The 12,302-nt window shown below is 41.5% G+C and carries 12 protein-coding genes; all 12 read left to right on the top strand.

The window, feature by feature from the left end; translation table 11 throughout:
* The first annotated feature begins 9 nt into the window (after positions 1–9).
* The 12 genes from KHQ31_RS06030 to KHQ31_RS05975 all read left to right on the top strand — a co-directional run bounded on the left by KHQ31_RS06030 (position 10) and on the right by KHQ31_RS05975 (position 12,278).
* Positions 10–1,575, top strand: a complete 1,566-nt coding sequence (locus tag KHQ31_RS06030) for a peptide chain release factor 3 (protein WP_213408699.1) — start codon at positions 10–12, stop codon at positions 1,573–1,575.
* On the top strand, positions 1,572–1,781 hold the full coding sequence (locus KHQ31_RS06025; RefSeq protein WP_213408698.1) for a hypothetical protein: 210 nt from the start codon (positions 1,572–1,574) through the stop codon (positions 1,779–1,781). Before KHQ31_RS06030 ends, KHQ31_RS06025 begins: the two co-directional genes overlap by 4 nt.
* 120 nt (positions 1,782–1,901) lie before the next feature.
* Positions 1,902–2,348 carry a YueI family protein gene (locus KHQ31_RS06020; RefSeq protein ID WP_213408697.1) on the top strand — a complete coding sequence of 149 codons (447 nt, stop codon included), beginning with the start codon at positions 1,902–1,904 and terminating at the stop codon, positions 2,346–2,348.
* 27 nt (positions 2,349–2,375) lie between these two features.
* Positions 2,376–3,662, top strand: a complete 1,287-nt coding sequence (locus KHQ31_RS06015) for a replication-associated recombination protein A (protein ID WP_213408696.1) — start codon at positions 2,376–2,378, stop codon at positions 3,660–3,662.
* Positions 3,663–3,686: 24 nt separating this feature from the next.
* Positions 3,687–3,884: a hypothetical protein gene (locus tag KHQ31_RS06010; RefSeq protein WP_213408695.1), complete on the top strand. Its 198-nt coding sequence runs from the start codon at positions 3,687–3,689 to the stop codon at positions 3,882–3,884.
* Positions 3,885–3,894: 10 nt separating this feature from the next.
* Entirely contained in the window at positions 3,895–4,173 is a 279-nt protein-coding gene (locus KHQ31_RS06005; protein WP_213408694.1) for a hypothetical protein, read from the top strand.
* Positions 4,174–4,248: 75 nt separating this feature from the next.
* Positions 4,249–4,701: a universal stress protein gene (locus KHQ31_RS06000; protein WP_213408693.1), complete on the top strand. Its 453-nt coding sequence runs from the start codon at positions 4,249–4,251 to the stop codon at positions 4,699–4,701.
* 158 nt (positions 4,702–4,859) lie between these two features.
* Positions 4,860–5,477 (top strand): LysE/ArgO family amino acid transporter, encoded by a 618-nt coding sequence (locus KHQ31_RS05995; RefSeq protein WP_213408692.1) that lies wholly within the window; start codon positions 4,860–4,862, stop codon positions 5,475–5,477.
* Between the two features lie 325 nt (positions 5,478–5,802).
* A complete protein-coding gene (locus tag KHQ31_RS05990; protein WP_213408691.1) occupies positions 5,803–8,472 on the top strand; it encodes a valine--tRNA ligase in 2,670 nt (889 codons plus the stop codon).
* Positions 8,473–8,617: 145 nt separating this feature from the next.
* Complete coding sequence (locus tag KHQ31_RS05985; protein ID WP_213408690.1) at positions 8,618–9,901, top strand: bifunctional folylpolyglutamate synthase/dihydrofolate synthase; 1,284 nt, start codon at positions 8,618–8,620, stop codon at positions 9,899–9,901.
* A gap of 42 nt (positions 9,902–9,943) precedes the next feature.
* Positions 9,944–11,866 (top strand): ABC-F family ATP-binding cassette domain-containing protein, encoded by a 1,923-nt coding sequence (locus tag KHQ31_RS05980; RefSeq protein ID WP_213408689.1) that lies wholly within the window; start codon positions 9,944–9,946, stop codon positions 11,864–11,866.
* 136 nt (positions 11,867–12,002) lie between these two features.
* Complete coding sequence (locus KHQ31_RS05975) at positions 12,003–12,278, top strand: co-chaperone GroES (protein ID WP_213408688.1); 276 nt, start codon at positions 12,003–12,005, stop codon at positions 12,276–12,278.
* Positions 12,279–12,302: the final 24 nt, after the last annotated feature.

The following is a 12,302-nucleotide window of genomic DNA, read 5'->3' as shown; positions in this document are numbered from 1 at the left end:
GAACTCATCATGGAAGCATTTCAAGAACAATTAAAGAATCGCCGGACATTTGCCATCATTTCCCACCCCGACGCGGGTAAGACAACAATTACAGAACAACTATTGTTGCTTGGGGGAGTTGTCCGTGAAGCAGGAACAGTTAAGGGACGTAAGGGAAACTTTGCCAAGTCTGACTGGATGGAAATCGAACAAAAGCGTGGAATCTCTGTTACATCATCTGTATTGCAATTTGATTTCCAAGGTAAGCGTATTAACATCTTGGACACACCGGGCCACGAAGATTTCTCTGAAGATACATACCGTACATTGATGGCCGTTGACTCAGTTATCATGGTTGTCGACTCAGCTAAGGGTATCGAACCACAAACAAAGAAGTTGTTTGAAATCGTTAAGGAACGTCACATTCCAATCTTTACATTCTTCAACAAGTTGGACCGTGATGGTCGTCCACCACTAGACTTGTTAGATGAATTGGAAAACACGTTGGGAATCAACGCATACCCAATGAACTGGCCAATTGGGTCAGGTAAGATTTTGTCAGGGTTGTTTGACTTGTACCACAACCGTGTTGAAGTTTACCGTCCTGAAGGGGAACGTTTCCTTGCATTGAACGAAGAAGGGTCAGAACTAGTTGAACCAAACCCAATCCAACAAACACCAGCATGGGAAGAAACGCGTGATGAAGTTGAAATGTTGGTTGATGCGGGTAACGAATTCTCTGAAGAAGCAATTTTGAAGGGTGAATTGACACCTGTATTCTTCGGATCAGCCTTGACTAACTTCGGGGTTGAAACATTCCTTGAAACTTACATGCAATATGCGCCAGCTCCTGAAGCAAAGGCAACTACTGATGGTGGTAAGATGGAACCAGATAATGAACAATTCTCTGGCTTTATCTTTAAGATTCAAGCCAACATGAACCCAAATCACCGTGACCGTATCGCCTTCGTACGTATCGTATCTGGTGAATTTGAACGTGGTATGGACGTGACATTGGCACGTACTGGTAAGAAGTTGCGTTTGTCTAACGTGACTGAATTTATGGCTGATACGCGTGAAAACGTTGAAACAGCCGTACCAGGTGATATCATTGGACTTTATGATACTGGAAACTTCCAAATTGGAGATACAATCCATGCTGGTAAGAAGAAGGTTGAATTTGAAGAATTGCCTACATTTACACCAGAACAATTCATGCGTGTTAATGCGAAGAACGTTTTGAAGCAAAAGTCATTCCACAAGGGAGTGGAACAACTAGTGCAAGAAGGAACGATTCAAATGTACACTGCTTGGGATTCAGGAGATTACATCTTGGGTGCCGTCGGGGCGTTGCAATTTGAAGTCTTCCAATTCCGTATGGAAAATGAATACAACACTGAAGTTGTCTTGGAACCAATGGGGAACAAGATTGCGCGTTGGGTGAACCCAGATCAACTTGATCCTCGTATGGCCTCATCACGTAACTTGTTGGTCCGTGACCGTTCACAAAACCCAGTGTTCTTGTTTGAAAACCAATTCGCTGAACGCTGGTTCGGTGATAAGTATCCAGATGTGCAATTGGAGGCTAAGCTATGATGTTGACCCTTGCGGTCGCATCAACAACTTGGTTAGCAGGGTTACAGTCGTTCGCAATTATCATGATTTTACCAACCGTGATTTACTTTGCCGGACATTGGCTGTTACGCCGCTACCCTAAGGCATATAACTTCTGGCATATACTGTTTAGTATCTATATGTTGTGTGTATTTGTTATGGGGCTTTATATTTTAATATTGGGATAGAAAGCTGGCGCATTAGCGCCGGCTTTTTTCTTTTGTTTAAAAGTGATGTAGCGTAGTGCTTCAGCTAGCTTAAGGTGAATATGTTAAACTAATAGTTAATGAATTAAGAGGAGAAATGCCATGCCAGAAATGGATCCACATTTACAAAATGCGTTATATGGGACGCCAAAGTTAAACCCGGATGAACAAAATAAATATTTGGGTGCTTATCGTGAACGTGTCTACGCGATTCAAACGAAAGCGAGTTTAGATGATGCACAAGTGATGGACTTGTGGGATGATATCCTAACGAAATATCCAGATGCCGTTTGGAAACTAAATGGTCATCTAGCAGCGGATGAATTAATGCCATATATTCAATTAGCAAAGAAACACCATGAAGAGTTTTCAATGGTGACGGATAGTGCATCTGCACGTAATGATATCGTCGCTGTGTTGGTAGCTGATCACGCAGTGCATAAAGAAGATGTATACTTAGAAGATATGTTGGCAGAGAACGAACCACAAGAACAAGTCATTGAAACAAATGAAGCACCGAAAAAGAAATGGTACCAACGTTTCTTTTAAAAATGCAGTCATTGAAAGGAGGCCGTTATGCAAAAACCGTTAGCTTACCGTATGCGTCCTCGTACAATTGATGAAATTGTTGGACAAGAAGAATTGGTCGGCCCAGGGAAGGTTGTACGTCGTATGGTTGATGCCAAAATGTTGTCATCAATGATTCTGTACGGACCACCAGGAACTGGAAAAACAAGTATCGCCAGTGCAATTGCTGGATCCACTCAGTATGCCTTTCGCATGTTAAATGCGGCAACTGATAGCAAGAAGGATCTACAAATCGTCGCTGAGGAAGCGCGTATGAGTGGGGGTGTTGTCTTATTGCTAGATGAAATTCATCGTCTAGATAAAACGAAGCAAGATTTCTTACTACCATTGCTTGAAAGTGGTGAAATCATTTTGATTGGGGCCACGACTGAAAACCCATACCTATCAATTAATCCAGCCATTCGTTCGCGAACACAGATTTTTGAGGTTGAATCATTGTCAGTTGATGATATGCTATTGGCCTTAGATCGTGCCTTGGCTGATAAAGACCGCGGTTTGGGAAATTTCAATGTTGAAATTTCCGATAAAGCAAAGTTACACCTAGTTGAAACAACGAATGGTGACTTACGTGCTGCATTGAATGGTTTGGAATTGGCTGTTAAGTCAACCCAGCCGGATACTGATGGCATTGTGCATATTGATTTATCTGTTGTGGAAGAAACTGTTCGCCGTAAAGCACTATCCGTTGATAAGGATGGGGATGGTCACTATGACGTTATCTCAGCGTTACAAAAATCTATTCGTGGGAGTGACGCTGATGCGGCATTGCATTATTTAGCCCGTTTGATTACCGGGGGTGATCTACAAAGCATTGCCCGTCGTATGCGTGTCATTGCGTATGAAGACATTGGCCTAGCAGCACCCGTCGTTGCACAACGTGCGATTACGGCAATTCAAACAGCTGAGCAAGTTGGTTTCCCGGAAGCAAGGATTCCATTAGCGAATGCGGCAATTGAATTAGCGCTAGCGCCAAAGTCAGCATCTGGTATTAATGCGATTGATGCGGCTTTAGCTGACGTTAGTTCTGGCAAGACGTATGAAGTACCCGATCATCTAAAGGATAGCCACTATAAAGGGGCGGCTGACTTGGGTCATGGGGTTGGATATCTATATCCACACAATTACCCAAATGACTGGGTTGCACAGCAATATCTACCTACTGAATTAATGGGACGTGAATACTTTACCCCAGATGGTAATTCGCAGGTCGAACAGACATACGCACAACGTTATCAAAGTTTGAAAAAGACACAAAAAGAACAATTGAAGTCATAAACATAAAGAGAGCAGGATTTAGGAATGGAACGTTCACTATTGGTGATTAGTTTATTAGTTGTATTGTTTGTTGCATTAGCAGCAGGAAGCTTTTACTTGGGCTACGGGAAGAATGCTCGTGACCGTAAGATTGGTGCCTTTGTGTACGTTATCTTTGGTTGTTTTGCCTCATTGTTTGCCATTGTGAACGTCATTGATTTGTTCGTTCAATTGATGAAGTAAGGAGTGTCTCATGATTAGTGTGCTATATTACATTTTTATCGCCTTGATGTTAGTGGTTTCAATCTACCTTTGGCTACAAAAGACAAGTATTTTAACATTGGACGTTGAAACATCAACGCGCATTAGCAATACATTTGTACCTTTGTTTGCGGGGGTAGGATTATTAACTGCCTGGTGGCTATTGGATTTTGGGCCTGAATCAGGTTGGCCGGTTGTTGGTTTGATTTTAGGCTCAATTTTGATGCCAGTATTTGGTGGTGTGTTAGTTCAAAAGTTATTTTCAAAATAATGAAAAAATAAATTAAGCGCTTACATGTTTTTGTGCTATACTATGAGTATCAAAAGGATGTAGGGGGAAATTATTATGACAGAATTAACATACAACAACATTTTGGTACCGGTCGATGGATCAAAGGAATCTGAAGCTGCCTTCAAGAAGTCAGTTCAAGTTGCTTTGCGTAACGGTTCTGATGCGCATTTGCACATCTTGCACGTTATCGATACACGTTCATTCCAAAGTGTGACTGATTTCCAAACAACAATGATTGATCAAGTTGCGGAAACTGCGAAGGAAACATTGGATCGCTACCTAGCTGAAGCTAAGGCTGCTGGTGTTGAAAACGTAGAATACACAATTGAATACGGATCACCTAAGGCAATCATTGCTGAAGAAGCACCTAAGGAATACAACATTGACTTGATCATGTTGGGAGCCACTGGGTTGAACACAATCGAACGTTTGTTGATTGGTTCTGTTGCTGACTACGTTGTCCGTACATCAAAGATCGACACATTGATTGTTCGTGCCGAAGACTAATAAATTATTATGCAGCTACTGACTTAGGTCAGTAGCTGTTTTTTATTGTTTAAATGTCTCATGTCTGGAATTTAAACATAAAGTTAGGTTTAGTTACCTAAGTAGTGTAAAATAAATATCATTATTAATTAAAAATAAAAGGATGGGGGCACTTAATTATGTTGGCACTATTAAGTGGTATGGCGATTGGTTTTGCATTTATTGCACCAATCGGGATGCAAAATTTGTATGTTTTTAACAATGCGATGAATAACACAATGAAGCGTGCATTTTTGTACGTTGCATTTGTATGGTTTGCGGACGCAACCTTTTCACTAGCAGCCTATTTTGGCATGGGTGCATTGATCAACTCAAACGAATTGTTGAAGTTGATTGTGATGATCGTTGGGGGATTGTTGGTTCTATATATTGGTTGGGCAATTTTCCGTTCAGCGAATAGCGTTGAAATGGGTGAAAAGGGAACTTCTTTGACACCTAAGGCCGCATTGATTTCAGCCTTTGTTGTGACATGGGCAAACCCACAAGCATTGGTTGATGGAAGCTTGATGTTGGGAGCAACACGTGCCAAGTTGGCTGAAGCTGATGTTTGGCCATTTATCATCGGGGTATTGATTGCGACTGCAACATGGTTCACATTCATCACGTTGATTGTGAACTTGTTCAAGACAAAGCTAACAAAGAAAGCTTTCGTCTGGGTCAACATTGTATCTGGATTTATCGTGATGGCTTACGGTATCTACCTATTGGTCGGTGCTGCGAAAATGATTATGGGCTAACTTGATTTTTAGGGCTAAAAGACTTAAAATGATGGAATAGCAATGCACTAGAGGCGATGTTATCAAATTAATGTTTCAGCGAATGTGGATAGTGAAAGCACATCATTAAGATAGCATCGTAGTACCTAGTGGGCCTCATCAATGAACTTGATTTTGTAGTTGATGACGTGTGAACGCGTTAAGTTCTAATGAGATAGGATTTTTCCTAATTTCAGGTGGTACCGCGAATCCAATCGCCCTGATTATGTATATTTTTATACATGATCGGGGCTTTTTATTTGCTTTAAATATTGTTGATAATTGATAACCCAAAAGGAGAATACCAATGCGTGAAATTGAAATGCCTGGTAAATATGACGCGACGTCCGTTGAAGCGGGTCGCTATGAAAAGTGGTTGGCTGACAACCGCTTTGCCCCAAGTAGTAACGATAAGGCTCGTCCTTACTCAATCGTTATTCCACCACCTAACGTTACTGGAAAGTTGCACCTAGGACACGCCTGGGACACAACTTTGCAAGACATGTTGATCCGTCAAAAGCGTATGCAAGGATTTGACACATTGTGGTTGCCTGGAATGGACCACGCTGGAATCGCAACACAAGCTAAGGTTGAACAACGTTTGGCTGGTGAAGGGATTTCACGTTACGATCTAGGTCGTGAAAAGTTCGTTGAACAAGTTTGGGATTGGAAGAACGAATACGCTGAAACAATCCACGAACAATGGGGAAAGCTTGGTCTTTCTTTGGATTACGAACGTGAACGTTTCACATTGGACGAAGGTTTGTCAGATGCTGTGCGTAAGGTCTTTGTGACATTGTACGAAAAGGACTTGATCTACCGTGGTGAATACATCATCAACTGGGATCCAAAGGCCCGTACGGCTTTGTCAGATATCGAAGTTATCCACGAAGATGATGAAGGTGCCTTCTACCATGTGAAGTACCCATTCGTTGAAGAAGGGGTATCTTACGATGGTAAGAACTACATTGAAATCGCGACAACACGTCCGGAAACAATGTTTGGTGACGTTGCGATTGCCGTTCACCCAAGTGACGAACGTTATAAGGCTCTTGTTGGTCAATTGGTAACAGTGCCATTGGTTGGTCGTCAAATTCCAATTATCGCTGACGAATACGTTGACCCAGAATTTGGATCAGGAATGGTGAAGATTACACCAGCCCACGACCCTAACGACTTTGCCGTTGGTAACCGTCACGATCTAGAACGTATCAACACAATGAACGATGATGCGTCAATGAACGAACGTGCTGGTAAGTACGAAGGAATGGATCGTTTCGAAGCGCGTGAAGCCATCTCAGCTGATTTGCAAGCTGGTGACTACATGCTAGAAATTGAACCAATCACACACTCAGTTGGTCACTCAGAACGTACTGGTGTGCCAGTTGAATCTCGTCTATCAACACAATGGTTCGTTAAGATGAAGCCTTTGGCTGAACAAGCTTTGGCTATGCAACAAGGTGAAGACCGCGTTGACTTCTATCCATCACGTTTCGAAGATACATTCACACGCTGGATGGAAGACATTCACGATTGGGTTATCTCACGTCAACTATGGTGGGGACACCAAATCCCAGCTTGGTACCACAAGACTACTGGGGAAATGTACGTTGGTATGGATGCGCCTGAAGATATCGAAAACTGGGAACAAGACAACGACGTTTTGGACACTTGGTTCTCATCAGCGCTATGGCCATTTTCAACAATGGGTTGGCCAGATGAAGAAGCGGATGACTTTAACCGTTACTTCCCAACTAATACTTTGGTAACTGGATACGACATCATCTTCTTCTGGGTATCACGTATGATGTTCCAATCAAAGGAATTCACTGGACGTCGTCCATTTAACAATGTGTTGATTCACGGTTTGATCCGTGACGAAGACGGTCGTAAGATGTCTAAGTCATTGGGTAACGGAATCGACCCAATGGACGTGATTGAAAAGTACGGAGCCGATGCATTGCGTTGGTTCTTGGCAACTGGATCAACTCCAGGGCTAGACGTACGTTTCTCATACACTAAGATGGATGCTTCATGGAACTTCATCAACAAGATCTGGAATGCGTCTCGTTACGTTATCATGAACTTGGATGCAGATACTGAAGCGAAGTTGCCAGAAGACCGTGCAGCTTTGTCATTGGCTGATCGTTGGATCTTGTCACGTTTGAACACAACAATCGAAAACGTCACAAAGAATTTCGAAAAGTTCGAATTCGGAGAAGCTGGACGTACATTGTACAACTTCATCTGGAACGACTTTGCTGACTGGTACATCGAAATGACTAAGCAAACTTTGAATGGGGATGACGCAGAAGCTAAGAAGACTGTACAACAAGTTCTTGCTTACGTGCTTGACCAAACATTGCGTTTGCTACACCCAATCATGCCATTCGTTACAGAAGCTATCTACTTGGATATGCCTATGCCAACTGAAGACTCATTGACTTCAGCTGCATACCCAGAAGTACATGCTGAATTGGCTGATGAAGTTGCGGAAGCTGACTTCCAAAGCTTGGTAGACTTGATTACTGCGGTTCGTACTATCCGTACAGAAGCGAATGCACCAATGTCTACTGAAATTGACATCTTGATTCAAACTGAAGATGAAAATCTACAACGTATTTTCGAAGAAAATGCAGATTACATCAACCGTTTTGTAAAGCCTAAGACACTTGAAATTGGTGCTCAAATTGAAGCGCCAGCTTTGGCCATGTCACAAGTTATCTCAGGAGCACAAATCTACGTGCCTCTTGCAGAATTGATTGACATTGAAGAAGAAATTGCTCGTCTTGAAGGTGAAGCAAAGAAGTTTGCGGGTGAAGTTAAGCGTAGTACTGGTAAGTTGAACAACGAAAAGTTCGTTGGTTCAGCGCCTGAAGCCGTTGTTGCGGCTGAACGTGAAAAGCTTGCTGACTGGGAAACTAAGTTGGCTGCTACACAAGCTCGTTTGACAGAACTTGAAGCTGCTCGCGGATAATTAATAACAAATAAAGCGCAGACTATCATTGATAGTCTGCGCTTTTTTGTTGTCTTCATATCAAATTGTAATCAAGACATTAGGCATTTAGGTTTAAGGCTATTCATGATACGATTGATGTATTAAAAATGAGATGAGTGAGCTAATGATTGAGACCTATGACCAAGCCATCGCCTTTATTCACGGGCGCCATAAATGGACTAAAACGCCAACGTTTGATCGTTTGGCGCTTATTTTGGCGACGCTTGATCATCCTGAACAAGAACAAAAATATATTCATGTGACGGGCACAAATGGAAAAGGATCAACGAGTCAAATGATGGCAGGAATTTTACGTGCTTCTGGTTTACAAGTTGGTTTGTTTAGCTCACCGTTTATTGAAAGATTTAATGAACGCATCCAAGATAACGCCGGACAAATTCCTGATGATATCTTGCTAACTTTGATGCAAGAGTTAGCGCCACTAGTTGAAGCGCAAGATGCGCAACATCCTGGTTTCGAACTAACTGAGTTTGAAGTTGTGACCACATTGATGTTTATGTATTTCCGTCTACGTCCAATGGATATTGTGATTTTGGAAGTCGGCATAGGGGGAATGTGGGATAGTACGCAATTTATTCCAGATAAGCTAGCATCAGTTATTACCTCAGTTTCTTATGACCATATGCATGTATTAGGTGATACTTTAACTGAAATTACGACACAAAAGGCAGATATTATTCAAGCTGAACGCCCTGTGATTGTGGGACTATTACCAGATGAAGCAATGGCAGTCGTGACAGAGACTGTTAATGAACGTCATAGTGCTTTATTGGTTAATGGACAAGATTTTAACATGACACAAAAAGTAGATGGGCTACACTACACAGGGTTAGGTCATGATGTCATCGTGCAATTGAGTTTACAAGGTAAGTATCAAATTAATAACGCTGCGGTAGCTATTACAACTGTTTTAACAGTTGCGCCTACCTTAGGGATAGATGTTGCCAATAAAATCATACAAGATGGGCTGAGTCACGTTACGTGGCCAGCCCGCTTTGAAACTGTACAAACCAATCCATTAATCATTGTGGATGGGGCACATAATGTAGCAGGGATTGAGGCCTTAGTTGAAACACTACGCGTTAATTATGCTGATAAGCATATTAATGTGATTTTTAGTGCCTTGGCGGATAAGAACTTTCAACAAATGCTAGAGAAGTTGTTATCCGAAAATAACATTCGTGTGACTGTTGTACCTTTTGTAGCGCCTGGTGCACGCCAAGCGATGTCTGAGCTACCATTCGAACATGAACGCTTAGCATGGCAAAATAGTTGGCAAGAAGCATTAGACATGACTGTTGGGGATGCAGACGTGACGATCGTAACTGGATCGTTGTATTTTGTATCTGAAGTACGTCATGCCATCATGCGTGCCAACAACAATTAAAAGTACAGATACAAGATAAGAAAAGATAAATAGGATAAAAACATGATTATTTTACAAGCAAGTGATGTAACACGCCGATTCAGCGGTGTGACATTCTTTGAGCATCTTTCGATGCAAATTCAAGATAAAGGACGTGTTGGGTTAGTCGGTCGTAATGGAGCGGGTAAGTCAACTTTGTTGAAGATGATTACAGGAGAAACTACCCCTGATGAAGGTGAGATTTCTCGTAAAAAGGGACTGCGTATGGCTTACCTGGCGCAGAACTCAGGACTAGATTCAACACTATCTGTTTACAATGAAATGCGTGAAGTCTTTGAAGATGTTGTGCAATTGGAAGCAAAGATGCGTGCTGTTGAAACAGAGATGGCAAATGTGACTGATTACGAAGGGGATGCTTACCAACGGCTTTTGAGTGATTATGATCAAATGCAATATGACTTTAAAGAAAAGAACGGATACGGTTACGAAGCAACAATTCGTAGTGTCTTGCATGGATTTGGTTTTGATGAATCATTCTATGACCGTAAGATTGATTCACTATCTGGTGGACAACGTACGCGTTTGGCGATTGCAAAACAATTGTTAGAAACACCTGATTTGTTGATTTTAGACGAACCGACTAACCATTTGGATATGGAAACATTAGCTTGGTTGGAACAATATCTCCAAAACTACAGTGGTGCACTATTGGTTGTTTCCCACGACCGTTACTTCTTGGACCGTGTTGTAAATGAAATTTACGATATGCACTCTGGGAAGCTAGATCATTATGTTGGAAACTACAGTAAGTTCATGGAATTGAAAGCCCAAAAGATTTTGGGTGAACAACAAGCTTACGATAAGCAACAAGAAGAAATTGCGAAGTTGGAAGATTTCGTACAAAAGAATATTGTGCGTTCTTCAACATCTAATCGTGCCAAGTCACGTCGTAAGCAATTGGAACGTATGGAAAAGATTGAAGCGCCGCAAAATGAATCTGGGGTAGCACGTATTACTTTCTCTGCAGCCGAAGAATCTGGTAATGAAGTCATTCGTATGTTTGATGGAAAAGTTGGTTACGGAATGGATAACATTTTGGCTGAAAATGTAAATCTTGAAATTGATAAGCAACACGCCGTGGCGCTGGTTGGACCAAATGGAGTCGGAAAGTCTACGTTGATTAAGACTTTGTTGGATCGTTTACCATTACTAGGTGGAACGATGAAGATTGGTTCAAGTGTAACGGTTGGTTACTATGACCAAGAACAACAAGTTCTTGATGAAACGAAGACGGTTATCAACACGATTTGGGATGAACATCCAACCATGCCAGAAAAAGATGTACGTACAATTTTGGGTTCATTCATGTTTAGTGGTGAAGCAGTTGATAAGAAAGTTTCAGCTTTATCTGGTGGTGAACGTGCGCGTCTATTGCTAACTAAGTTATCACTTGAAAAAGCGAACTGTTTGATCCTGGACGAACCAACAAATCACTTGGACATTGATTCTCGTGAAGTATTGGAAACGGCCTTGAATGAATACAATGGAACAATTTTCTTTGTTTCCCACGACCGATACTTCATTAACTCAGTTGCATCTGAAGTGATTGAATTAACTGCGGATGGCACAACATTCTTTGATGGTGACTATGATTATTACCTAGAGAAGCGTGTCGCAGCTAAACAAGAAGAAACAGAACAAGCTGTTGAAGACACACCTTCTGAAGCAGTTTTGAGTAATCAAGAACGTAAGGAACGTCAAAAGGCCCAACGTAAGTTGGAACGTGAACTAGCGGATATTGAAAAGCAAATGGCTACGATTGATGAACGTTTGTCTGAAATTGAAGTGGAAATGAACGCGCCTGAATTGGCACAAGATGTTTATCAATTGACGCAACTTTCTGAGGAAAGTGCTCAATTGGGTGAGCAAAATAAAGAATTAGAAGAACGATGGACAGATGTGTCTATCGAGCTTGAAGATTTTTAATTTAAATTTTTAAATGGCATCACACGATTAGCGTGTGATGCTTTTTTATTTTTTTGAATTATGGTATGATAGTTATGTTGAAATTGGCACTTGGATATACAGAGTGCTAAAATAAAATTTGTGGAGGACATCATTTATGTTAAAGCCTTTAGGAGATCGTGTTGTCTTGCGTGTCATGCAAGAAACAGAACAAGCAGTCGGTGGAATCTTGCTAGCATCTAATGCACAAGAAAAGTCAATTGTTGGAACGGTTGTTGCTGTTTCAGAACAAACGATGGGTGAATTAGTTGCCCCACAAGGAATTTCAGTGGGTGATGAAGTATTGTACGACCAATATGCCGGAACTAAGATTACGGTTGATGGTGAAGAACTATTGGTCCTACATGCTAAAGACATCATCGGTGTGATGTAAGCAACCATTAAATTAAGCGATTAA

It is taken from the genome of Weissella ceti (genome assembly GCF_018394055.1).
Taxonomy (GTDB): Bacteria; Bacillota; Bacilli; order Lactobacillales; family Lactobacillaceae; genus Weissella; species Weissella ceti.
Note: the sequence above shows the minus strand (reverse complement) of the source record. Positions and strands in the feature narration are given on the sequence as shown.

Coding starts and splice junctions, on each gene's coding strand:
- KHQ31_RS06020 (WP_213408697.1), top strand. CDS start 1,902: ATGCCAGAAATGGATCCACATTTACAAAATGCGTTATATGGGACGCCA.
- KHQ31_RS06025 (WP_213408698.1), top strand. CDS start 1,572: ATGATGTTGACCCTTGCGGTCGCATCAACAACTTGGTTAGCAGGGTTA.
- KHQ31_RS06000 (WP_213408693.1), top strand. CDS start 4,249: ATGACAGAATTAACATACAACAACATTTTGGTACCGGTCGATGGATCA.
- KHQ31_RS05975 (WP_213408688.1), top strand. CDS start 12,003: ATGTTAAAGCCTTTAGGAGATCGTGTTGTCTTGCGTGTCATGCAAGAA.
- KHQ31_RS06015 (WP_213408696.1), top strand. CDS start 2,376: ATGCAAAAACCGTTAGCTTACCGTATGCGTCCTCGTACAATTGATGAA.
- KHQ31_RS05980 (WP_213408689.1), top strand. CDS start 9,944: ATGATTATTTTACAAGCAAGTGATGTAACACGCCGATTCAGCGGTGTG.
- KHQ31_RS05990 (WP_213408691.1), top strand. CDS start 5,803: ATGCGTGAAATTGAAATGCCTGGTAAATATGACGCGACGTCCGTTGAA.
- KHQ31_RS06030 (WP_213408699.1), top strand. CDS start 10: ATGGAAGCATTTCAAGAACAATTAAAGAATCGCCGGACATTTGCCATC.
- KHQ31_RS06005 (WP_213408694.1), top strand. CDS start 3,895: ATGATTAGTGTGCTATATTACATTTTTATCGCCTTGATGTTAGTGGTT.
- KHQ31_RS05995 (WP_213408692.1), top strand. CDS start 4,860: ATGTTGGCACTATTAAGTGGTATGGCGATTGGTTTTGCATTTATTGCA.
- KHQ31_RS05985 (WP_213408690.1), top strand. CDS start 8,618: ATGATTGAGACCTATGACCAAGCCATCGCCTTTATTCACGGGCGCCAT.
- KHQ31_RS06010 (WP_213408695.1), top strand. CDS start 3,687: ATGGAACGTTCACTATTGGTGATTAGTTTATTAGTTGTATTGTTTGTT.